Source organism: Halonotius roseus, assembly GCF_006861655.1.
Lineage (GTDB): Archaea > Halobacteriota > Halobacteria > Halobacteriales > Haloferacaceae > Halonotius > Halonotius roseus.
This window is the reverse complement of sequence record NZ_SESI01000003.1, coordinates 74,606-97,103: the sequence shown is the minus strand read 5'-3', so window position 1 is coordinate 97,103 and position 22,498 is coordinate 74,606. Positions and strand designations below refer to the sequence as shown.

The window sequence follows — 22,498 nt, the reverse complement described above, 5'->3', positions numbered from 1 at the left end:
AGGGTGTCCCCGGTCGATCACCGCGGTCTACGCTGTGGAGTCCTCCGGTGATGCATGCTCTGTGCCGCCTGCTCGCTCGGGAATACAGCCCCGTCATGTGGTAGAAGTTATCATATATTTACATAAAGGCTGTTCGTGAGTACCATCGCTGTGGGATCGTCGATAGTTATTTGTAGCTAAACCATAATTTATAATGCTACAATACGTTATCTACCTAAGAAATCTTTGTGTGGCTACTCGCCTTCGACGGTGTCAGCGTCGATATCCTCGGTACCCCACCTTTCGACACCTCACGTCTCGGTTCCGTCCGATTGTGCGCGATGGAGGCTGATCCGGGCGGTCGTCCCGTTTTTTGCCTCGAAGGACAGCCGCCCATCGGAGTAGGCGACGATCCGGTCGATCAGCCACAGCCCGACGCCGCTTGCGTGGTTGAGCGCTGATTCCTCGGCCTGATCGATGACCGCGAGCTCGTTTCGGGGAATCCCCGGCCCGTCGTCGGCGACGGTGATCACGGCCTGTTCGTCGTCGGTCGTGGCTGTCACCCGGATCGTGCCGCCGTCGGCAACGCCGTGGTCGATCGCGTTCTCGATGAGGTGGGCGATCGCTGTCGACAGCTTCGGGTGGGCGACGACGCTTGGTGTGGGATCGATGTCGACGGCGATCTCGACGCTGTCCGGCGGCTCCGGGGCTGCCGCGATGGCATCCTCGATGACGCGTTCGACCGACACCTCTTGGCGTTGTCCGCGGCTCTGGACGACCGACCGCATCGTCCGGGCGTTTTCGGCGGTCGCTTCGAGCCGCTCGGCGTGGGCCAACATCTGCTCGGTCAGCGAGTCGTCATCGCAGGTTTCGGCGATCTGTTGGATCCGGGATTTGATCACGCTGAGATCCGTCCGGAGATTGTGCCGCAGGACACGATCGATCACCGCCTCCAGCAGGCGGAGCTCCCGTCGGTTTTCGATCAGCTCGATCGAGGTTTCGAGACTCGAAGCGAGCGTTTCGGCGATCTTTCGGTCGGCGACGGTGATATTCTGGGGGCGCATCGCCGCCGGGATCAACACGCCAAAGTCGCCGATCGGTGTGATGACCTCAGACCGGATCACGCTGTCGGCGTTGTAGACTTCCGGGTGGTCTTGCACGTCCGACACCAGCCGCGTTTCGCCCGCGGCGAACGCCTCCCACGCGATGCTGTTGCCGGGCTCGAAGGTCGGATGCTCGCCGATGATCTCGGCGGCGCGCCCGGTTGAACCGATCGGGATGAGCTGTTCGGTGGCGGGATCGGACGCCCAGATCCCCGCCGTCGGAAAGTTGGTCGCCGTCGGCAGCCTGTCGACGACCGTCTCAACCATCTCCGAGACGGTGTCGGCCCTGACGGCGTCCTGCATGATCGACTGGATCGCCTCCAGACTCGCCGCCCGCTCCGTTCGCGTCAGCGCGATGCGGCCGAACGCCGCCAGCAGCTGGCCCACTTGGAGCGCGGTGTCGTCGAAGGCCGCGGGCTGATCGTCGCCGATGATGACCACGCCGTGGTCGCCCAGCGGGAGCAACAGCGCGCTCTCGACGGCTCCATCCGCACACCGAAGCGATCGATCGGCCGCCGACAGCGATTCGATCTGAGTGTGTGTCCCGCCGTAGGTTTCCCATAGGATCTCCCCGTCGCTGTCGGTCGAAAACACCGGCTCGTCGGCGGTTGTCGCCGCCGGCTGTAGCGTGTCGGTCGCCCGATCGTAGCGGTGGATCTCCGCGACCGTCGCATCGAGCACCGAGACGGCTGTCTCGACCGTTCGCTCGCGGGCTGTCGCCTGATCGCCGCTGGTGAGGATCGCCTCCGATCGCTCGTAGAGCGATTCCAACAGCCGCCGCTGGTGTCGCTCCTCGGTGATATCGACATAGAGGAGAAACACCTCCTGTCCGGCCGCGGTGGTGACCGGCACGCCTCGGAGGAGAAACTCACCCGCACCGGTCGTCGTCCGCCGCCGCACCGCCTCGGTCACAGGGTGGCCGTCGCGGAGTCGGGCCTCAATCTCGCGTGTCAGCTCGGTGTCGCTGTCGGCGGTCGGCTCGGTCGGCTCGACCCCCGGCTCCGCGGCCGTCGCCGAGCCGAAGGTTTTGGTGAACGGCTCGTTGCTGCGGCTGATCTCACAGCCGGTTTCGGTGATGACGACGCTGACCATCGGCTCGGTGATCGTGGTGAAAAGCCCCTCAAACCGGCGGCGGGCGTCGCTCAGCGTTGTCTTGACCTGTTTGGTGGTACACGCCGTTGCCAGCTGCTCGTTGAGCGGTGCCAACCCGTTCCGTACCGACTCATCGAGCGGCTCGCCACGACGACCGAGTAGCAACACGCCGAAGTCGGGAAGCTCGAACAGGTGGTAGTGGCCGTCGTTGTCGTCGTCGTCGTCGACCGCCCCGACTATCGGCAGCGGCTCGCGGCTCGCGTTGTCGTCGGTCGCCCACCCCCGCAGCCGGCGTTCGGCAGCTGCATACAGCGGATCGTCCGTGCCGACCGCCCCGCCGAGTCGCCGATACTCGCCTGCCTCGTTTCGCTCAAACACCGCGCCAACCGAACACGACAGCTCATCAAGATATGCCGACAGCGCTGTCGACGCCGTCGCTTCGAGCGTCTCCGCTGGGGTGATCGCAAGCGACAGCTCATACAGCGTTTCGATCCGTTCGGTTGGTTCCATGTTCAGTGCTTCGCAGTTCGCTGTTCGGTGCGTCCCAGTTCCCTATTCAGTGCTTCGCAGTTCGCTGTTCAGTCTTCCCACCACGTTGCTCACGCGGCCGGTGACGTGTGGTCGTGCGGTCGCTACCGCCACGTCCATTTGCGGCCACGAACGGCGCGGACGGCGATAAAGCCGATGACGACCATCGAAACGAAGGTGATCGCGCTTTGGCCGTCAAGAAAATCCATGCCGACCAGCACGGCCGCCATGATCGCACCCATGCCGACGGTGAGAACGAGTTCAAGGCCGTTGACGCTACTCTCTGCCATACCGAGGTGGATACGGCCGATTCGAAAAGCCGTTTCGGTTACCGGCCTGTGCTGTGGCGATCCGTTACTCACCCGCTGTGGGATCGGTGTCGTCGACCGCAACCCAGCTCCCGCGGTCGGCAGCCCCCTCGATGGCGTCGAGCACGCGCTGGACGGCGTAGCCGTCGGCGAATGACGCGAACGACGCGGGTGTCCCGTCGACGACGGCGGCCAGGAACTCGCTGCTCTCGTGGACGAAGGTGTGTTCCCAGCCGAGGACGTGGCCCGGCGGCCACCAGTTGCCGGCGTAGGGGTCGCTCTCGTCGGTGATGAGAACGGTCTCGTAGCCGCGGCTGTCGCCGGTCAGCACTTCAAGTTCATTGAGCCGCTCTAAGGAAAACCGAAGACTCCCCTCGGTGCCGTGGATCTCGATGGTGTGGTCGTTCTTGTGGCCGGCGGCAACGCGGGAGGCCTCGAACGTCCCGACTGCACCGCTCTCGAAGGTCGCCTGCGCCGAAAAGGCGTCGTCGACGGTGACCGGTCGGTACTCCTCGACCGTTTCGCCATCATCGTCGTACACCGGTCGCTCGTCGGTAAACGTCTGAAGTTGGCCGGCGACGCGTTCGATCCGGCCGGCGTGATCGCCGACGAGAAACCGCGCGAGGTCGACGGTGTGGGCACCGAGATCGCCCAGCGCGCCCGACCCCGCGCTGTCGGCGTCCATCCGCCACGTCCACGGCGCGTCGGGGTCGACAAGCCAGTCCTGTAGGTAGCGACCGCGGAACTGCCGAATATCGCCGAGGTCGCCGCGGTCGATCAGCCGCTTTGCGTACTGGATCGCGGGCACGAACCGGTAGTTGAACCCACAGCAGGCGGGCACAGCCGCGTCGGCTGCGGCCTCGACCATCGCCTCGGCGTCGGCCAGCGTCGCCGCCAGCGGCTTCTCACAGAGCATCGCCGTGTCGGATTCCAGCGCGGCGATCGAGGGCTCGGCGTGGAGATGGTTCGGCGCGAGATTGTAGAGCACGTCCACGTCGTCGACGACGGCGCGCCAGTCGGTCGCGGTGTGGGCGAAGCCGAGTCTGTCGGCGGCCTCGCCCAACGCGGCCTCGTCGCGGCCGACGAGCGTGTGCCGCTCGACGGCGGGTGCGTCGGGGAAAAACATCGGCAGTCGTGCGAGGGCGTTGGCGTGGGCCCGCCCCATGAACCCGTAGCCGATCATCCCGACCGAGAGTGGGTCAGTCATAGCGTCCTCCGTGGTCGGGCTTCTGGACTCTCAGAAGTGTATTGCATACCGCACTCAACAACGGGGTGTCGAATAATGATTGGCCTCCGATCGACACAGTCGGGACAGCCCCCAATCCGTTCGAATATGCGAGTTTAGTGGTAGTACCACTCATATTGAAGTATTGTTACGATAAGGGCCTCCCAACAGATGCAGCTATCCGAACTGATCGACAGAAATTGGAACACCCACGAGCGGAAACGATTTATCAAAGACACGACGAAGGCGAAAACCGACGATTTTGATCCGGCTGAATTCAACCACGATGGGTTCTCTGACCGGGAGCAGTACTTGCAGGAGTTTGTTCCGGGACTTGCCGATGAAACACGAGTAAACCAAGAACTCAACAATTTCACGCCACCACGTCTCAGCTCCATCAATGATTCTCCGTACCAAGCACTCGTCATCAGATACGGAATTCTTCGAAAACTCATCGAACAGCCCGATTACAGCATGGAGAAGGGTCAGTTGCTGGATGCAGTTCAGGACTGGCAACTCGATCTCATCGACACGTACGACACCGATTCGTATCCCGAGAACGACGATCTTCTTCATCTGGCTGAAGCCGCCGTCGAGTACAAAAATCAGATCGATGATTCGGAGATCCACATGGTATACAGCTACTTTGAGCTTCACAACCAAGCCAGCGAAAACAAACACGAATACTACACCTGGCTTGACTTCTTCGAGCGGCTGTCTGCGATTGGTCGGTTTCCGAAAGTATCACGATCTGATCGACCGGAACACGCACGCGACACAATCGAGAAAGGGATCTGGTCGTTGCAGGAACAGGCACTCGTCTACGAAGTCAAAACCGAGGATATCGACGAACTGGTCGGGATACCCGAAGATTACATCGATACGATTCGGGACTGGCTCTACTACGAGATGTCCGACGAAAACTACTTCCAGATGCTTGAGACCCTGGAACCGTTTGACCGCCAATCACTGCTTGTTGAGGCGCGTGATGTCTTCGATGTCGAGGGGAAGAACTACGGCCGAAACGAGAACCGCCGCGAGAACATCGTCGCTGCCGGTGTCTACCCCAGTGAGTTGCTGAAGCAGATCGTGCCGAAAGAAGACCTGAAGAAAATCGTCGATCAGTATGGTCTTGATGCCCACAAACGTAAGACGGATGAGATGGTGTCGGCGATTATCGAGTATTTCGAGCAGTCACAGAAATCGGTGGGTAGTGACGAATCAGCGGCCGAACTGTATCTGGAAGCCTACGAGCAAATCGCCGACGGTTCAGTTACGCAGATTCCACCACAGCTTCAGGATCTGGTCGACGGCGACGATCCATCCGAGAAGCTCGACGTGTTGTTCGAGAATGCGACAGCAGAAATCTTCACCGAGGTTTTCAATATAGAAGGGACGAACCAGTTGGGCCAACAGGCAAGCGGCGTCGTGGCCGACGGTGAAATAGAACAAGACGGCCGCTGGCTGCTGTGGGACAACAAACGGCGACAGGGGAAGTTCAAACTCGGAAGCGACGCACGCAGCAAAATCAAGAACTACATCGACACGAAAGACAAACAGCACGATGTCGAATGGTTCCTGATCGTTGCGCCTGATTTCACCGAACAAGCAGTCGAAAACGCCGAACAACTGGAGATGATGGTCGAGAAAGACGTACGATTGGTTCGGGCTGCGGATTTCAAGGAACTGGCTGAACTGTGGCAGGAAGAATATGCGAAACCTGATCGAGAACTACCCCTGTCTGTATTCCTCGGTTCTGAGATTTTTGAGGTCGATAAGGCTACAAGACTACTCGATACCGAATTTTCGTAGTCGGTGTAGCATCATTCCACAAACAGCGCGCAAATATTGATCACCGAGTAGCGGTCATAAGCGGTTTACTCATCGCTCTCACTCAACTCGACGGCCCGCCCGCGGTCGGCCGACCGGTAGACCGCATCGATCACGCGCTGGACGGCCAGCCCCTGTTCGACCGTGTTGCGATCTGGATCGCTGTCGTCGGCAACGTGATCGAGAAAGTAATCGAGTTCGGCGGCGTGGCTGTTGCGATCGGGGGTTTCAACTGCTGTTTCGGTGAAATGCTGTCCGCCCGTGGTGTGGGTCTCGTAGAGCGTCAATTCCTCGCTTTTGCGGTCGTAGACCGCGCCGGCGTCGCTGCCACGGATGACGTACTCGTCGGTGCGCGGGCGGTTGGTCGCCCAGGCGACCTCCAGAGAGATGGTCGCGCCGTCGGTCGTTCGGAGGAACGCCGACGCGGAATCCTCCACGTCGAACGCTTCGGGGCCTTCGTCGTCGCCCCACATATGCATGTAGCTGTACTCCTCGCGGGTGCCGAACTCCGCGCGCGTCGTCGCCGACACCTCGACGACATCGGGAAAGTCGAGCACGCAGAGCGCGAGGTCGATCGCGTGGACGCCGATATCGATGAGCGCGCCGCCGCCCGCCGTCTCGCGGTCGGTGAACCACGACCCGCGGCCGGGGATGCCACGACGGCGGACGTAGTTGGCCTCGATGTGGCTGATCTCGCCGAACCGGCCCTCGTCCCGGTAGGCGGTCAGCACATCGACCGGTGCGGCAAACCGGTAGTTGAAGCCGACCATGCAGAATCCCGCCGAGTCGGCGGCGGCCGCGGCGATCCGTTCCGCGCTGTCGAGGCTGTGGGCCAGCGGCTTCTCGACGAGCACGTCCACCCCGGCATCGAGGGCAGTGGTGGCGTACCTCTCGTGGTAGCGGTTCGGCGTTGTGACCAGCAAGGCGTCGATGTCGTCGATGATGGCCGCGAGGTCGTCGTGGGTCGGCACCGACCACTCCTCGCTGAACTCCCGGCGAGCCCCCGCATCGATGTCGACGCCGCCGACCAGGTCGGCGTTGCGGTCGGCCAGCCGCTCGGCGTGATGGCCCGCGATCCCGCCAAGGCCGACGATTCCGACGCTGACTGTTTCGGTTGTCATTGGCGTCTACCGGGGGGCGACGGCCGATAAAGCTGTGGCTCGCAGGTGTTACCGGCCGACCGATCCGGGATCGTCAAGTGCGGCAGCCACGTCGACGGCGTCGCGGTTTTCGGCCACGTCGTGAACGCGGACGATGTCGGCGCCGCGCTCGGCGGCCAGCGCGGTTGCCGCGACCGTTGCCTCCAGCCGGTCGGCGGGCGCGCTGTCGATCTCGCCGAACATGGATTTGCGGGAGTGACCGATCAACACCGGACAGCCCAACGCCGCAAACTCGCCGAGCCGATCCAACAGCTCGAAGCTCTCGGCGCTCGTTTTGCCGAATCCGAGCCCGGGATCAACGATGATCCGCTCGCGGGGGATGCCGGCCTTTTCGGCGAGCAACAGCCGTTCGTTGAGTACGCCGAGGACATCCTCGACCACGTCGTCGTAATCGATCTCCTTCCCCGAAACGACCGGCGCGTCGATCGAGTGCATGAGGATCACCGGCACCTCCCGATCGGCGACCAACTCCCGCATCGCCGAATCGTCGAGGCCGGTCACGTCGTTGACGATGTCGGCACCCGCGTTGAGGGCCGCCTCGGCAACTTCGGGTTTCCGGGTGTCGATCGAGATCGACACATCGAGATCGGCGATCGCCTCGATGACGGGGACGACGCGGTCGATCTCCGCGTCGACGCTCACCGGCTCCGCGCCGGGGCGGGTGCTCTCACCGCCGATATCGATGATGTCCGCGCCCTCTTCGACGAGGGTTTCGGCCCCCTCGATCGCCGCCTCGCGGTCGAAGAAGTCGCCGCCGTCGTAGAAGCTGTCCGGCGTGACGTTGAGAACCCCCATCACTGCGGTTCCGTCCTCCCACGGTCTGCGTGGTTCGGCTGGCTCCGAACTGGCATCGCCGGATTCGGTCAGGCCCAACCGCTCGCGGAGATCGGCCGCGATCGCAGGGAGGCCGACGCCACACTCCTCTAACTCCGTTGTCAACGCACGGAACTCCGCGAGCGTCCCTGAAAGGACGATCTCGTGGCGTTCACCCGGCGTCGTGACGCCCGAGGACACACAGTCGCCGCCGAGAGCCGGGAACCGCTCGCGGAGGACAGCCGCCTGTCTGTCGTCGACTCGCGTCGCAATTGTTCGGTGGACGGTGTCCTCGCGGCTGGCTTCGATGTCTGTGGCTGTCACGTGAATTCCGTTCAGTACTTCGGTCGCCGTTTCGGTGTCGTCGACGCGCTTGGGAATATCGAGCCGCGTCACGGCCGACCGCGCCTCGCCGACCGCGAACAGCGATCCGGTGACGAGCAGGCAGTCGTTCGGGCCGACCCGATTTTTTGCCTCGCTGATGGCGTCGGCGACTGCCTCGCCCGCGGTTACCGAGTCGATCCCCTCGTTTTCGAAACAGCGGGCGAGGACGGCCGGATCCTCGGCGCGATCGAGGTTCGGCCGACAGGTCACAACCGAGTCGTGTGTCGGCAACGCGGCGACCATCTCGGCGTGGGATTTGTCGTGCATCGCGCCGAAGACAACGTGGAGGTCGTCGTACTCGAAGGTCGACAGCGTCTCGGCGACCCGCGCGATGGCGTCGGCGTTGTGCGCGCCGTCAAAGATCGTGAGCGGCCCGGTTTCGAGCACCTCGAACCGCCCCGGCCAGTGGGCGTTGCGGAGCCCCCGCTGGAGGGTGTCGGTGTCGAGGCTGGCTGGTGTGTCGTCGGCTCCGCGATCAAAGGAATCGACGACCTGCCCGGCCAGCGTCGTGGCGATGCCGGCGTTGAGTGCTTGGTGCTCGCCGAGCAGCGCGAGCCGAGCGGAGAGATCCAGCCCGTTGGCGAACGCTGCGGGGTGGCTGACGCCGCTGTCGTCGGTATCGGCTCCCGGCATCATCACCGAGATCTGCGATTCGGTCGTCGTCACGCGGCCGTCGTAGCTGACGGTCACATCTGTTGACCCGTCGGTGCCGACCGTCAACACGTCGCCGGCGTCGGCGGCGAGTGCGTCGAGGGCATCGCCACCCGCGCCGGTCACCAGCGGGGTTCCGTCGCTGGGGGCGACCTTCGCTTTCGTCGTTGCGATCTCCTCGATCGTATCGCCCAAGACGCTCGTATGCTCCAGCGAGACGGTCGTCACACAGCTGGCGACGGGATCGACGACGCTAGTCGCGTCGAACTCGCCGCCGAGACCGACTTCGAGGACGGCGACATCCACGTCTTGGCGGTCGAAATACCAGATACCGAGCAGCGTGATGACCTCAAAAAAGGTGAGCGGCTCGCCGTCGGCCGCCCGATCGATCAGCCACGGTTTGACCCGCTCGACGAACTCGGTGATCGCGCGGTCGGTGATCGGCCGGCCGTCGACCTGGATCCGCTCGTTCAGCGTTTCGAGGTGTGGCGAGGTGTAGAGCCCGACCGATAGCCCGGCCTCCCGCAGCACGGACTCGGTCAGCTTCGCCGTGCTGCCCTTCCCGTTGGAGCCGGCGACCTGCACGAACCGGATGTCGCCGCCGGGATCGTCGAGCTCCGACCGCAACGCCGCGGCCGACTCGATGCCCGGCCGCACCTGAAACCGGCGGAGGTCGAAGAGGAAGTCCACCGCCTCGTGATACTCCATACTCGGGTATGCCATCGCCGCCGCTTATGGGTAACGAACAGCTACAGCCGACGGGAGCGTGTGGTTGCACACCATCAACGCAAATGACGATCCTGTGTGGGCGAGTGGGCACGGGACGCCCAAGCGGCGAGGACGACTGAGCCGCCCGAGATGCTGCCGAGGCCGGTCGGTCGGGGGTCTCCACCTACGCATCCAGAATGTAGTCGGCCGCCTTCTCGGCGATCATCGTCGTCGGCGCGTCCGTGTTCCCGCTGGTGACCGTCGGCATGATCGAGGCGTCGACGACCCGGAGCCCATTCACGCCGTGGACGGCGAGCCGGTCGTCGACGACCGCCATATCGCCGTTGCCCATTTTGCAGGTGCCAACGGGGTGATACAGTGAGTGGGCCGTCTCGCGGATGTGCTCGATCAGTTCATCCTCGGAGTCAACGTCGGCTCCCGGCGAGACCTCTTGCCCGCGGTAGTCGTCGAACGGCTCGGCACCCAGGATCTCACGAACCAGTTTGAGCCCCTCAAGCAGCACCTCCAGATCAGCCTCTTCGCTCAGATAGCCCGGATCGATCCGCGGCTCGTCGAGGGGATCGGCCGACCGGAGGGTGATCCGCCCGCGGCTCTCCGGCCGCAGACACAGCGCGCCGAGCCAGAAGCCGTGGCCCTCGGGGTTGTCGAACCCGTGGTTGACCGAGTAGGAGGGGCCGAAATGGAGCTGAATATCCGGCCGGTCGTTGTCGTCGACAACCGACGCGAAGCCGCCGGCTTCGGCCACGTTTGAGGTCAACGGCCCGCGGTTCAACAGGAGATATTTCACCAGGTTCCACAGCGAGTCCGCCCCCTCCAGCGAGATTGGCTCCTCGCAGGCGTAGTTGACCTTTACATGCAGGTGATCCTGTAGATTCTGCCCGACGCCGGGAAGCTCATGGACAACCGAGATCCCGTGTTCTGTGAGGTGATCGGCCGGCCCGATCCCCGACAGCAAGAGCAGCTGCGGCGAGTTGATGACACCCGCCGACAGAATCACCTCCTCGGTGGCATCGACCGACTCCGGTGAGTTGGTTCCGTCCTGAACGTACTCCACGCCGACCGCCTCGCGGCCGTCGAACCTGACACGGGTCACCTGCGCGCCCGTGGTTGCGGTGAGGTTCGGCCGATCCAGCACGGGTTTGAGATAGGCGTCGGCTGCGCTGTGCCGCCCGCCATCTTTCTGTGTTACCTGATAGTAGCCGACGCCCGACTGCTCGCCCGCGTTGAAATCCTCGTTGTGCGGGAGGCCGACCGCTTGCCCAGCCTCGATAAACGCCTCGCTGAGCTCGTTCGGCGATCTCAGATCGGCAACGTGTCGCGGGCCGTCGGTGCCGTGGTACTCCGAGGGGCCGCGTTCGTTGTGTTCGGCGCGCTTGAAGTACGGCAGCACGTCCTCGTAGGCCCAGCCGTCGTTGCCCGCTGCGGCCCAGCCGTCGTAGTCGGCGGGCTGCCCGCGGGCGTAGATCATCGCGTTGATCGAACTCGACCCACCGAGGGTCTTCCCGCGGGGCCAGTAGCACTCCCGGTCGTTCAACTCGGGCTGTGGGGCGGTCTCGTAGGCCCAGTCGACATCCGATTTGAACAGTTCGAAGAACGCTGCTGGGATGCCGATCTCCTGTTTCTCGTCTGGGCTGCCGGCCTCCAGCAACAACACCTCGCTCCCGTCAGCCGAGAGCCGGTTGGCGAGCACACAGCCCGCCGACCCCGCGCCGACGATCACGTAATCGTAGGTTTCGCCGTCTGAGTCTGCCATGCTATCTCGCACCGAAACCAGCCTGTTAAACCCCACAGTATCGCCGGAACGACCGCTAAACCGATCGGTGAGCGGTCAACCAACAGGCGATCACTCCGTTTGTCGTGGAATCTGATAAGTTAAGTGCGCCCTCACCGAGACGTAAGCCGAATGCCGTCACAGTCGCCAAACGGGTTTGTCATCACCTCGTCGGTACGGACAGAGATCGTCCTCCGGGTCGCCGAGGGGCCCCAGCCGACCGACACGCTGTTAGCCGAGATCGACGCGAGCGATTCGGCGGTCTACGACGCGCTGTCGACGCTCCGGGAGCGCGGACTCCTCGTCGAGAGCGACGACGGCTGGGATCTCACCGCCCACGGTGCTTTGGTCGCCGACAGCATTTCGGCGTGGCAGGCCGCCGAGGGGTTTCTCACAACCGATCCGGCGTTCTGGAAACGCCACCGGCTCGACGTGCTTCCCACCGAGTTTCGCCGTCGACTCCCGGAGATCGGCGACTACGAGATCATCCGTGACTCCCCGCAAGACCCTAACCGCTCGGAGGATGCTGCGATCAACGTCCTCGAATCGGCCGACCACTGCGAGCTGACGACGCCGTACTACTCCCGTCGCCATCAGGAGGCCATCCCGACACACCCGGAGACGCGCCTGCTGGTGACCCGGGAGGCGATCGATATCAGCTTCCAGCGGTACAAGGACGGTCACCGCGATGAGCTCAACGTGTTGACCCCGGCGAGCATCCGGCTGACTGACTGTCAGTTCGCCTCGGTTGTCACCGACGAGATGCTCAAGTTCGAACTGCCGACGGCTGGCGGGGCGACGACCCAACATGACGGCGCGACTGCGGATCGACACGACGGATCGGGCACAGCCGAGCCGCGCTCGGACGGATCGGTCACCGACACCACGGCCATCTTGCTCTCGGAGACCGACGCGGCGGTTGAGTTCGGCCGCGATCTCTTCGAGGCACTCTGGGCGGAGTCGGATCCGCTCGGCCCGTATATCGAACGCCACTTTCCTGAGCTGTGGGAGTGACAAGCGGTTATTTCTCTGTGTCGCCGCTCTCGGAGTGTCTCACTCCGTGGTGTCTCACTCCGCGAGCTCTTAGCACACTCACCTGCCGGCATCCCATCGAACAGCACGGTGTTGCTCAGGTTGTCGATCCCCGACCTACCTGTCTGTCGTGTCGACGCGAACCCACTCCTCCAGCCGAAAGCGGTCGTACTCGGTCGTCGATTCCAGCCGCCAGTCCGCGTCGTCCCAGGCGGGATAGAACGCATCGCCCTCGTACTCGCCGGCGACCCGGCTCAACACCATCCGGTCGATGTGTGGTTGAAACAGCGCGTAGATCCCCCCGCCACCGATCACGTAGGCCGTTTCCGCACCCAACGACTCGGCGACGGCAACGGCGTCGTCGACGCCGCCCGCGTGGTGAGCAGTCGGCACGTCAAATCCGTGCTCACTCCGGCTGAGGACGATCTGGGCCGCTCCTGGCAGATCGTCCAGCATCGACTCGAAGGTCACACGACCCAGGATGACGGGATCGTCTGCGATCCGCTCGCGGTACTGCTGTTTGTCGGCCGGGATCGACGGCCACGGCAGCTCGCCATCGTCGCCGATTACGCGGTTGTCGGCGATAGCGGCGACTGAGACAAGTTCCATGGCTGAGGTAGGCGGGGCGATGAAAAAACGGTTGGCGTCTCGGCTCAGCTCGGTTCGTTGATCGCAACCGCCGCCGTGGTGTCGTCCGTGGCCAGCGAGTAGAGCCGCTTGCGGGCGTCCTGGATGTGGAGTCGCTCTTCGATGAGCCCCTCATCAGTGAGCGTCGTCAGCGCGTAGCGAACGGTGCGAGAGGGCAGCAGCGATTCGGCTGCAAGGTCACCCTGTGTCAACGGCCCCTCGTATTCGAGCGTTTTGTAGACCAGCTTCGCGCTCGGCGGCATCTCTTCGAGAGCGGAGCGGGTGGCGTCGTCCATACCCGAAGGCTGCGATGCCGGCAATTAAACACCACGGGGTTGTGCGCCGCTCGCGGTCGACCGTGCGTGTCGCCACCGCCGGCGCGCTGTGGCTGTCGACTGTGACACCAGCAGAAAACAACGAACGTTGCTCAGAATCCGCACAGCGTCGTTCGGTCGCTACGGCGCTTCGCCGGTTTCGAGCGTGAAGTCCGCAATGGGGTAGGCCACACAGGTCAGGGTGTAGCCCTCCTCCATCTCCTCGTCGGTGAACGTTTCCTGCTCGTAGTGGATCACGTGATCCTCGGCAGGGCCGTCGGGAATGAAGCCCGCACAGGAGACACACTGGCCCTGTCGGCAGGCATACGGGAGATCGAACCCTTCGTCCTCGGCCTTGTCGAGGATCGTCTCGTTGCTGGCGACCTCGATCGTTTCGCCCTGTTTGACGAGTTCGATATCGTGGTACTCGACCTCGTCTTCGGGCATGTCCGCGGGGCTCTGTTCTTCCGGCTCGGCCTCTTCGAGTTCGCCGCCGTCGCCACCCTCGCCGCCGCCCTCGATGGCGACCGCGCCGCCACCGCCGCCGATCGATCGGTTCATCGGCTCGGGGAAGCTGGTCTCCGGCACCGCCGCTGCGCGCTTCTCAAGGATCTCCTGGGAGATATCGGGATTTGACTCCCACTCGGTTCCTTTGGCAAAGTGCAGCACGACGAACATCCCCGTCAGGGCTGCAGCGATGCCGAACGCCACAAGATCAACCATATTGAGGCGTTAGGAATCGGGGGTTAATTACCTTACGAGGTTCCGCCCCGTGTGTCGGTATGCGATGCGGCGGGTCTATGCGACGTGGCGGGTCTATGCGACGCGGCGGGCCTACTCGTTGCGCGCGATGTGATGTCGCCCGAAGCCGTACCGCAGCCGGTTGGCCAGCCGCCGGGAGAATCGCCCTTCGTTGCGGCTGTCGAACCGCTCGGCGAGTGCCTGGTAGATCAGCGGGATCGGCACCTCTTGTTCGAGTGACTCCTCGACGGTCCACGTGCCCGTCGAGCCGCCGGCGATGTGGTCGGCGACATCGCCCAGCGGATCCTCGGGGGTGCCCTCCTCGCGGAAGGCCTCCTCACAGAGCTCCAACAGCCACGACCGGATCACCGCGCCGTTGTTCCAGGTTCGCGCAATGGTCTCCATATCGAGGTCGTAGCGACCGTTGGCCAGCAGCTCAAAGCCCTCCCCGTAGGTTTGCATCAGCGCGTACTCGACGCCGTTGTGCACCATCTTGACGTAGTGGCCTGCTCCCGACTCGCCCATCCGGTCGTGGCCGTCGGGGCCGGTAGCGACAGCGTCGAAGACGGGCGTCATCTCGTCGTAGGCCCACGCGGGCCCGCCGATCATCAGCGAGAAGCCTACTTCTGCGCCCGCGGGCCCGCCGCTGGTGCCGCAGTCGAGGTAGGCTGCCGAACAGGCTTCGGCGCGCTCGACCGATCGCTGAAACTTGGAGTTGCCGCCGTCGACGACGATATCCTCGTCGTTGAGGTGGGGATCGAGATCGTCGAGTGTCGCATCGACCGCCTTGCCGGCTGGCACCATCAGCCAGATCCGTTTCTCCGCGCCGAGTTGCTCGACAAAGTCGCCGATCGAGTCGGCGGGTGTCGCCCCCGCGTCGGCCGCCGTTGCGACCGCGTCGTCGTCGAGATCGAAGGCGACCACGTCGTGGCCGCCGTCGAGTGTGCGATCAACAACGATCTGTCCCATCCGACCAAGGCCGATCACGCCGAGTTGCATGCGCGAGGGAAGGCGATGGGGGGTGGTAGTGGTTGTGATGTCATCGTCGACACAGAGTGGTTGTGATGATCCTCAACACGGGGTGGGTGTGATATCGTCCGCAACACGGGGGAGTTTTGGGCGTTGCCGACGACGGCGACCCATGGACGACGATCTCATCGACAGCAGCGAACTCCCCATCGACCGCCGGTCGCTCCTGCCGGGGACGGGCTTTTTCTATCCTGACTCCCTCGACGAGGGCCGAAGCGAGGAGCGCGCGAAAGCCGCCCTTGCGGACGCGGAGGCGGTTGTTGTCACCGACTCCGACGCTGACGGGCTGGGCTGTGTCGCGTTGATCCGGGAAGCCTACGACGCCGCCTGCGACGTGGAGCCGTTTCTGGAGACGATCGAGAGCCGACTCGACGACGACAGCGACGATGGCGGCGTCATCGACGACGAGCCGGAACTGCCGGAGTCGACGGTCGGCCTCATCGCGGCCGGCCCGCACTCGCTGACCAAATCGCTCGAATACGTCGCCGCCTACGGCGACAGTGGGATCGACGTCTTCGTCTGTGATATCTCCCCCGATGCCTACGAGTCGGTCGCTGATCCACTGGGAACGGTCGTCGAGCAGAGCGAGCGCGTTTCGTGGTACGACCACCACCAGTGGCCGGAGGATGCGGCCGCCGGCGTCCGCGATGCGGGCGTCGATCTCGTCGTCGGCGACTCAGATGAGGAGTGCAGTACGGACGTGACGCTGCGCTCGCTGGACTACGAGTTCGACGATCGGTTCACCGAGTTGGCCGCGGTGACGCGCGATCACGATCTGTGGATCAACGACGATCCCCGAAGCAAGGATCTCGCAGATTACGCCTTCTGGACCGATCCCGCCGAGTATGCGGCTGTCGTCGGGGCCTACGGCGCGTCGCTGCCCGAGGTTGTCGAGGCCTACATCGCCGACCGCCGCGTCGAAAAGGAGCAGTTGATCGAGAAAGCGGCCGATCGGGCCTCCTACAAATCGATCGGCCCCTGGACGGTCGGCGTCACCTACGGCCGCTGTTCACAAAACGAGGTCGCCGACGAGCTTCAGGCGGCGGGTGCTGATGCGGCGATCATCGTCAAACCCTCCGGCAGCGCGAGCATCCGCGGCGGCGAAACCTTCGAGTCCGCCCACCTGGTCGCCCGCCAGGTCAACGGCGGCGGCCACCCGAAGGCGGCGGGCTGTAAACCCGAGATCTACGACGATATGATGGATTATGCCTACCACTGGACGACCGAGGGTGAGCCAGCCAAACGGGTGATCCTGCAGGCGTTCCGCCGGGTTGCCGAGGAGCACGCTGCGGCGGACAGCGACGAGGAGACTGTTAATACTGACAGCGAAGCAGCCGACAGCGACGTCGACGAGGCGACCGAATAGCGATCAGCTAGCAACCAAAACGTGTCGCTGATGCTAAAAATCGATAGCAAGCGGCAGGTTTGTTAAGTGTCTCGCCGCCCTACTTCGTGTCGCACTGATGGTAGCCCAACTACCTGATCCTGACGACTACGAGTGGGAGTTCGAAACGCGCGGCAGCGTGGGCATCTGGTTCATGAAGGGGTGGCAGGGGTTCGCCGACGAGGATCTCGAAGCCGCCAGCAACCACTACCGCGAGCGTGGGAAACAGGACGACATCGAGGCGACGATCGCTGTCTTCGGTGACGGCACCAACCTCGCCAAGGAAACCCAGGAGTATATGGGCGAAGCGTGGTCGGAAAACGGCCGGTACACCGGCGTCGACAAGGTCGGCTTTGTCTCCGACGGGATCGCCGCCATGGCGGTGAAATCCCACATGGAGATCCCGGATGCCGAGATCGAGAGCTTCGACCGTCTCGACACCGCTGTCGAGTGGGCCCAGAGCTAACACCGTCCGCCGCCGATCACACGCGACCGGGCAGCCGCTGTCCCCGACACTTATTACATCGTAAACGACACAGCTGAGTGTGGTTTACGAGACCGACAACCGGACGATCGCCGACGCCGTCGACCGCGTCCTTGAGGGTGAGACCATCGACCGCACCGACGCCATCGCGCTGTTGGCCCAGCCGGTCGAGGAGCTCGCGGCGGCGGCCGACACGGTGCGGGCGCGCCTCGGCGACGGCACCGTCGACGCCTGCAGCATCGTCAACGCCAAGGCCGGCAACTGCGCCGAGGACTGCGGGTTTTGCGCCCAATCTGCGCATTTCGATACCGGCATCGAAACGCACGGCTTTCTCGATCCCGAGGAGATTCTGGCGGCCGCCAAACGCGCCGAAGCCGACGGTGCCCAGCGGTTCGGCATCGTCGTCGCCGAGAAGGGCGTGAGCAAGGAGCAACGCCCCGAAGAGTGGGCGGAAGTCCTTCGGGCGGTTCGGCTCGTCCGCGATGAAACCGATGTGGAGATCGACGCCAGCCTCGGGCTGTTGACACAGGAGGAGGCCAACATTCTCGCCGAGGAGGGGCTTAATCACTACAACCATAACATCGAGACCTCCCCGCGGTACTTCGATGAGATCGTCTCAACTCACGATTTCGAGGATCGCCTGAAGACCTTGCGGCGCGCGAAGAACGCAGGGATGGATCTCTGTGCCGGTGTTATCCTCGGCATGGGCGAAACGCCAGCGGATCGCGTTGATGCCGCCCTCGAACTCCGGAAAATAGGCGTCTCATCGCTGCCGGTCAACATCCTCAATCCGATCGAGGGCACACCGCTCGGCGACCGCGAGTCGGCGGCGATCTCGAAAACCGATCTGATCAAGACGATCGCTGTCTACCGGCTCCTCCATCCGACCGCCCGCGTTCGCCTGACGGGTGGCCGCGAGGTCAACCTCGCCGAGGACGAACAGCACTGGCCGTTCGAGGCCGGCGCGGACGGGCTGCTGACCGGCGATTATCTCACGACCGGCGGACAGGACGCTGCGACCGATATCGAGGTGATCGAGGACGCCGGTCTTGAACCGAACACCGCGGTCAACGAGTTCGATCCCGAGCGCGTCAAACGAGCCGCGGGTTCCGACACCGATGCCGTGGGTGACGCGATCGAGTCGAGCGCCGACGACTGAGAGCTATCGCGACCGGTGTGGGCTCAGTTTGGGATGTTCCAGCCTGATCGATCAGTCGGTATGACCTCTTTACTCGGCTCTGTGTCCGGAAAAGCTGCTCATTCCTTTAGGTGCACACAGCGATGACACCGGCATGTCACTCTCTGTCGGCAAGAGATCCGGGCGGATCTTCGTTGGGAGTCTCGTTATCGTCCTCCTGGTTTCCGTGGTTACCGGGCCCGCAGCAGCCCAAGCCGTGCAGGGTGCTGCGGGGGCGGTCGTCATCGAGGAAGACGAGCGGGTCTCCAGCGTCGAGGCTTTCGCGGGAAGTATCATCGTCGAGGGAACCGTTACGGGTGATGTCTCCGGGCTGGCCGGGACGATCCGCGTCACCGAGGGCGGCCGGGTCGGTGGCTCGGTTTCCGGGGCGGCCGGGAATGTTCGCATCGATGGCACCGTCGGCGGCGACGTGAGTGCCGGTGCTGGGGATATCCGCGTGACCGATACCGCAACGATCAGCGGTGATGTCGCCGTCGGTGGGGGATCGATCCTGATCGACGGCCGGATCGACGGCGACGTACAGGCTGGCGGTGAGTCGGTCACACTGGGGCCGAACGCAGCGATCGGTGGCGAGCTGCGCTACGATGCCGCCCAGTTCACCCGCGATCCGGCGGCGACCGTCGCGGGTGGCGTCGTAAACGACCGGAATCTCGGCAGCGGAACCACAACAACCGTCCTGCCGAGCGGCGCGGCGACGGTGTACGGCCTGCTGGCGAATCTCGTGTTGGGCGCTATCTTGCTGCTCGTCTTCCCGGCGTTTTCGGCCCGGGTTGCCGGCCGGGTCGCCACCTCTCCCGGGAAAACCGGCGGCGTTGGCCTTCTGACACTGTTCGGCACACCGATCGCGCTCGTCTTGATCGCGGTGACGATCATCGGTATTCCTCTCGCGGTGCTCGGCGCGGTGGCGTTCGGCCTCGGGATCTGGGTCGCCGTCGTCTACGGCCAGTACGCTGTCGGGGCATGGGTGCTCCGGCAGACCGGTCGTGACGATCGGTGGGTCGCACTTGTCGGCGGGCTCGTTGGGTTCGCTGTCCTCGGGCTGATCCCGATCCTCGGTGGCGTCCTTGAGCTGATCGCGCTGCTGTTGGGGCTTGGCGCGCTCACGTTAGGGCTCCGTGACTCGTTCCGGAGCCGGCGACAGCCAGGGCCAAGCGACCGGCAGACGACCTTCGAGGGCGAATTTTCGCAGGGCGAAGGCGGTCGAACAACGGAGGGAGCTGTAGACAACTCCTGAGCTGGCTACCGACCGGTAAACTCCGGTTCCTCGTCGTTACCGAACGCGTTGACGCCTTCGGTGAAGTCCGTCGTATCGAGTAGCTGCCCGAAGGCGTGGGCCTCGATTTCGAGGCCGGCATCGGTATCGTCGCGGCCGGCTCGCATCGCGCGCTTGGTGTATTTTTGGGCGATCGGTGGCCCGGCAGCCAGCTGCTCGGCGAGCTCCATCGCCGCCGATCCAAACGCCTCGTCGCCATCGAGAACGCGGGCCAGAAAGCCATAGTCGGCCATCTCGCTAGCGGGGTAGCGGTCGCCGGTGAAGATGATCTCCTTGGCTCGGCTCTCGCCGATGAGCGTCGACAGCCGCTGGGTGCCGCCCCACCCCGGCAGCAGGCCGAGGTTGTGCTCGGGCTGACCGAACGTCGAGCCCGCGGTGGCGATCCGGAGATCGGCGGCCGTCGCCAACTCCATGCCGCCGCCGAGACAGAAGCCATCGATGGCGGCGACAACGGGGGTATCGCATGCGTCCAGTTTGCCGAAGGTCTGTTGGCCGGTGCGGGCGAGTTCGACGCCGTCGGTGGCGGTCATCCCGTCGGCGGCCAACGCCGAGAGCTCAGCCCCAGCCGAGAACGCGCGCTCGCCCGCCCCGGAGAGGAGAAGACAGCGAACGTCGCTGTCGGCGTCGAGGGTGTCGATCGCGGTCGACAATTCCTCCAAGAGCGTCGGCGTGATCGTGTTCAGATCATCCGGGCGGTCGAGGATGATACGGGCGACATCGTCGGTTCGCTCGGTTCGAAGCGTTTCGAACTCGCCGGCGATCGCGTCGCTGTCGTCGCTGTTTGATTCCATACCCAACCTACTGGCGGGCGGCGATTCAACGTTCCGCCTCGGCGACGATCAGGTGCTGTGGACGCTTCGATTCGACGCGATGCCGAGATCGTGATCATCGCTAATCTCGTGGCCGACAACATGACCGTTGAGTTTCGCGGCCGCCGGCGACTCCCGGATCGCCTCGTCGTCGTAGCCGGCGTCCTCGAAGCTGTTCATGATCGACCGCTTGTTTCGGAGATTGTACTTCTGGTGGTAGTCTTCGGCCGGGTAGAACCGCGAGAACTGCTCGATCCGGGTTGCGATCCCATCGGCCGTGTAGCCATTGGCATCGAGGTAGTCGGTCAGCGTCTCACGCTGGTCGGCCGATGCGATGAACACGATGTTCTGATACTGCGTTTTCCGCGTCTGTTGATTCGGGTCGTGGCTCCGAAAGACAAGATCGAGCAGCTCGGCGAAGGAGCGCGTTTCGGGATCGTAGTCGACCTGGAACGCTTCGGTGTGATCGCCGAGATCGTGGTACGTCGGGTCGGTTTTCGTCCCGCCGGCGTAGCCAACACGGGTGCGGACGACGCCGTCGAGCGCGCCGAACTGGGCGTCGGGGCCCCAGAAACAGCCCAGCGCGAACGTCGCCGTCTCAGTGGCCTCGGAGCTCGGGGCGTCACGGTCGTAGGCCTCGATGGTGGCTGCTGTGGGGGCCATCGCGGTCGCTACTCGTCCTCGAAATCGAGTGCGAGCCCGTTGATACAGTAGCGTTTCCCGGTCGGATCCGGGCCGTCGTCGAAGACGTGGCCGAGATGGCCCTCGCAGTTGCTACAGACGACTTCCGTTCGGGTGCGCCCGAGGCTGTGATCCGCACGTGTTTCGACAGCATCGCTGTCGGCTGGATCGTAGAAGCTCGGCCAGCCGGTGCCGGATTCGAACTTTTCGTTCGTGGTGAACAGATCCTGGCCGCAGCCGGCACACCGGAAGACGCCGTCGTCGCTGATCTCCAACAGCGGCGACGAGCCACGCGGTTCCGTGCCGGCCTCGCGGAGGATCTCGTACTCCTCGGCTGAGAGCGCTTCCTTCCACTCGTCGTCGCTTTTCGGGGGTTGGCCTTCGGGCTGATTGCTCATACCTACAGCAGGGGCTACAGCGGTATAGTTCTCGTGGCGATGTCCACTCGGCTCGCACATCCTCCATGCCCACCGCGGCGTCGACGGCTGCGTCGACCCTCGTTATACCTCTGGTATGTCGTCGGGCGTGATCTCTTCGGCTGCCTCGGCGATCGACGCATACCGGTCGGTTGCCCACTCGACGGCGGCCGGTGTTTCGGTGACGATGACGCCATGAACGCCTCGGTCGGCGTACACGATGAGGCCGATGTGATCCGGGCTGTCGCCGATCCAGAAGCCGAATTCGGTGTCGACCGGCGCGCGATACACCGAAAACAGCTCTCGCTGAAGGCGGTCGGCAACCGTCTCAGGATCGAGCGTCGACAGCCGTTCAAACACGGACTCCGCGAGGGTCATCTCCAGGGTGGTGTCGTTGTTGGCGGCTATCCGGAATACCCGATCCGTGTATCCTGACAACGCCCGTGGTGCAACACCCCGAATTCGGTCGGCGGCGGCGATCCGGTCGAGAAACTCGGTGAGTACCGCATCGGGCACCGGCTCTTCGGCCGGATAGCTGTCGGCACCCTCAAGCACCGCTGTCGGCACCTCGTGATCGCCCGACAGCGGCGACAACACCTGTCCAGCGGCGTGGATCGATCGGATCGAGCTGACGCTGTCGGCGTACACGTCGGCGGTGGCCTCGCCGGCAACTGTCGGCTGCCAGACGCCGTTGTGATAGGTGACCAGATCCGCCCCTTCGAGCTCTCTGACGACCGTATCCAGCGTCGACCGCGGCATCGACAGCGTGTCGACGAGCTCGCGTTTCTCCTGGGGCTCCTCGACGATCGCCTGCAGGCAATCCCACCGTCGGTTGACAGTGTAAAGCAGCTCGTGGGGGCTCTGATCCGACATTTGTTCGTTGGTTGTATCCGTATTCGTGTAGGGGAATATACTTTCGGTAGGGGTACACGTCTTC

19 protein-coding genes and 1 pseudogene are annotated in these 22,498 nt (G+C 63.9%); 6 read left to right on the top strand and 14 right to left on the bottom strand.

Features of this window, described 5'->3' with window-relative positions:
- Positions 1-290: 290 nt before the first annotated feature.
- The 3 genes from EWF95_RS10520 to EWF95_RS10510 form a co-directional block, all read right to left on the bottom strand.
- Complete coding sequence (locus tag EWF95_RS10520) at positions 291-2,684, bottom strand: sensor histidine kinase (RefSeq protein WP_142444037.1); 2,394 nt, start codon at positions 2,682-2,684, stop codon at positions 291-293.
- 122 nt (positions 2,685-2,806) lie between these two features.
- Complete coding sequence (locus tag EWF95_RS10515; RefSeq protein WP_142444036.1) at positions 2,807-2,992, bottom strand: hypothetical protein; 186 nt, start codon at positions 2,990-2,992, stop codon at positions 2,807-2,809.
- Between the two features lie 64 nt (positions 2,993-3,056).
- Positions 3,057-4,217 carry a Gfo/Idh/MocA family protein gene (locus EWF95_RS10510; protein ID WP_142444035.1) on the bottom strand — a complete coding sequence of 387 codons (1,161 nt, stop codon included), beginning with the start codon at positions 4,215-4,217 and terminating at the stop codon, positions 3,057-3,059.
- A gap of 189 nt (positions 4,218-4,406) precedes the next feature.
- Here EWF95_RS10510 and EWF95_RS10505 point away from each other — a divergent pair, with 189 nt between their 5' ends.
- On the top strand, positions 4,407-6,047 hold the full coding sequence (locus EWF95_RS10505) for a hypothetical protein (RefSeq protein WP_142444034.1): 1,641 nt from the start codon (positions 4,407-4,409) through the stop codon (positions 6,045-6,047).
- Between the two features lie 65 nt (positions 6,048-6,112).
- Here the strand turns inward: EWF95_RS10505 and EWF95_RS10500 are convergent, their stop codons facing one another.
- The 3 genes from EWF95_RS10500 to EWF95_RS10490 form a co-directional block, all read right to left on the bottom strand.
- Positions 6,113-7,186: a Gfo/Idh/MocA family protein gene (locus EWF95_RS10500; RefSeq protein WP_142444033.1), complete on the bottom strand. Its 1,074-nt coding sequence runs from the start codon at positions 7,184-7,186 to the stop codon at positions 6,113-6,115.
- 48 nt (positions 7,187-7,234) lie between these two features.
- Positions 7,235-9,781 carry a dihydropteroate synthase gene (gene folP, locus EWF95_RS10495; RefSeq protein WP_142444032.1) on the bottom strand — a complete coding sequence of 849 codons (2,547 nt, stop codon included), beginning with the start codon at positions 9,779-9,781 and terminating at the stop codon, positions 7,235-7,237.
- 184 nt (positions 9,782-9,965) lie between these two features.
- Entirely contained in the window at positions 9,966-11,555 is a 1,590-nt protein-coding gene (locus EWF95_RS10490) for a GMC family oxidoreductase (protein ID WP_142444031.1), read from the bottom strand.
- 150 nt (positions 11,556-11,705) lie between these two features.
- On the opposite strand from EWF95_RS10490, the gene EWF95_RS10485 reads away from it, so the two are divergent.
- Positions 11,706-12,587 carry a helix-turn-helix transcriptional regulator gene (locus EWF95_RS10485; RefSeq protein WP_142444030.1) on the top strand — a complete coding sequence of 294 codons (882 nt, stop codon included), beginning with the start codon at positions 11,706-11,708 and terminating at the stop codon, positions 12,585-12,587.
- A gap of 135 nt (positions 12,588-12,722) precedes the next feature.
- Here EWF95_RS10485 and EWF95_RS10480 read toward each other — a convergent pair whose 3' ends face one another.
- From EWF95_RS10480 to gnd, 4 genes are all read right to left on the bottom strand, one after another.
- On the bottom strand, positions 12,723-13,214 hold the full coding sequence (locus EWF95_RS10480) for a dihydrofolate reductase (protein WP_142444029.1): 492 nt from the start codon (positions 13,212-13,214) through the stop codon (positions 12,723-12,725).
- 44 nt (positions 13,215-13,258) lie between these two features.
- Positions 13,259-13,528 (bottom strand): helix-turn-helix domain-containing protein, encoded by a 270-nt coding sequence (locus EWF95_RS10475; RefSeq protein WP_142444028.1) that lies wholly within the window; start codon positions 13,526-13,528, stop codon positions 13,259-13,261.
- A 159-nt stretch (positions 13,529-13,687) separates the two neighbouring features.
- Positions 13,688-14,269: a 2Fe-2S iron-sulfur cluster-binding protein gene (locus EWF95_RS10470; protein WP_142444027.1), complete on the bottom strand. Its 582-nt coding sequence runs from the start codon at positions 14,267-14,269 to the stop codon at positions 13,688-13,690.
- 111 nt (positions 14,270-14,380) lie between these two features.
- The gene (gnd, locus tag EWF95_RS10465) at positions 14,381-15,286 is read right to left on the bottom strand and encodes a phosphogluconate dehydrogenase (NAD(+)-dependent, decarboxylating) (RefSeq protein WP_142444026.1); all 906 of its coding nucleotides are present in this window, start codon (positions 15,284-15,286) and stop codon (positions 14,381-14,383) included.
- A 142-nt stretch (positions 15,287-15,428) separates the two neighbouring features.
- Here gnd and EWF95_RS10460 point away from each other — a divergent pair, with 142 nt between their 5' ends.
- The 4 genes from EWF95_RS10460 (at position 15,429) to EWF95_RS10445 (ending at position 19,616) form a co-directional block, all read left to right on the top strand.
- Positions 15,429-16,682 carry a DHH family phosphoesterase gene (locus tag EWF95_RS10460; RefSeq protein ID WP_142444025.1) on the top strand — a complete coding sequence of 418 codons (1,254 nt, stop codon included), beginning with the start codon at positions 15,429-15,431 and terminating at the stop codon, positions 16,680-16,682.
- Between the two features lie 97 nt (positions 16,683-16,779).
- Positions 16,780-17,166 carry a hypothetical protein gene (locus tag EWF95_RS10455; protein ID WP_142444024.1) on the top strand — a complete coding sequence of 129 codons (387 nt, stop codon included), beginning with the start codon at positions 16,780-16,782 and terminating at the stop codon, positions 17,164-17,166.
- Positions 17,167-17,245: 79 nt separating this feature from the next.
- Positions 17,246-18,343: a biotin synthase BioB gene (gene bioB / locus EWF95_RS10450; protein ID WP_142444023.1), complete on the top strand. Its 1,098-nt coding sequence runs from the start codon at positions 17,246-17,248 to the stop codon at positions 18,341-18,343.
- Positions 18,344-18,476: 133 nt separating this feature from the next.
- Positions 18,477-19,616, top strand: coding sequence for a bactofilin family protein (locus EWF95_RS10445; protein WP_142444022.1), 1,140 nt, complete (start codon positions 18,477-18,479; stop codon positions 19,614-19,616).
- A gap of 5 nt (positions 19,617-19,621) precedes the next feature.
- Here the strand turns inward: EWF95_RS10445 and EWF95_RS10440 are convergent.
- The 4 genes and pseudogenes from EWF95_RS10440 to EWF95_RS10425 form a co-directional block, all read right to left on the bottom strand.
- Positions 19,622-20,407 (bottom strand): annotated as a pseudogene (locus tag EWF95_RS10440) (enoyl-CoA hydratase/isomerase family protein); the annotation flags it as partial.
- 87 nt (positions 20,408-20,494) lie between these two features.
- Positions 20,495-21,127: a peptide-methionine (S)-S-oxide reductase MsrA gene (gene msrA / locus EWF95_RS10435; protein WP_142444020.1), complete on the bottom strand. Its 633-nt coding sequence runs from the start codon at positions 21,125-21,127 to the stop codon at positions 20,495-20,497.
- Between the two features lie 8 nt (positions 21,128-21,135).
- A complete protein-coding gene (gene msrB / locus EWF95_RS10430) occupies positions 21,136-21,543 on the bottom strand; it encodes a peptide-methionine (R)-S-oxide reductase MsrB (RefSeq protein ID WP_142444019.1) in 408 nt (135 codons plus the stop codon).
- Between the two features lie 102 nt (positions 21,544-21,645).
- Positions 21,646-22,434 (bottom strand): helix-turn-helix transcriptional regulator, encoded by a 789-nt coding sequence (locus EWF95_RS10425; protein ID WP_142444018.1) that lies wholly within the window; start codon positions 22,432-22,434, stop codon positions 21,646-21,648.
- Between the last annotated feature and the right edge of the window lie 64 nt (positions 22,435-22,498).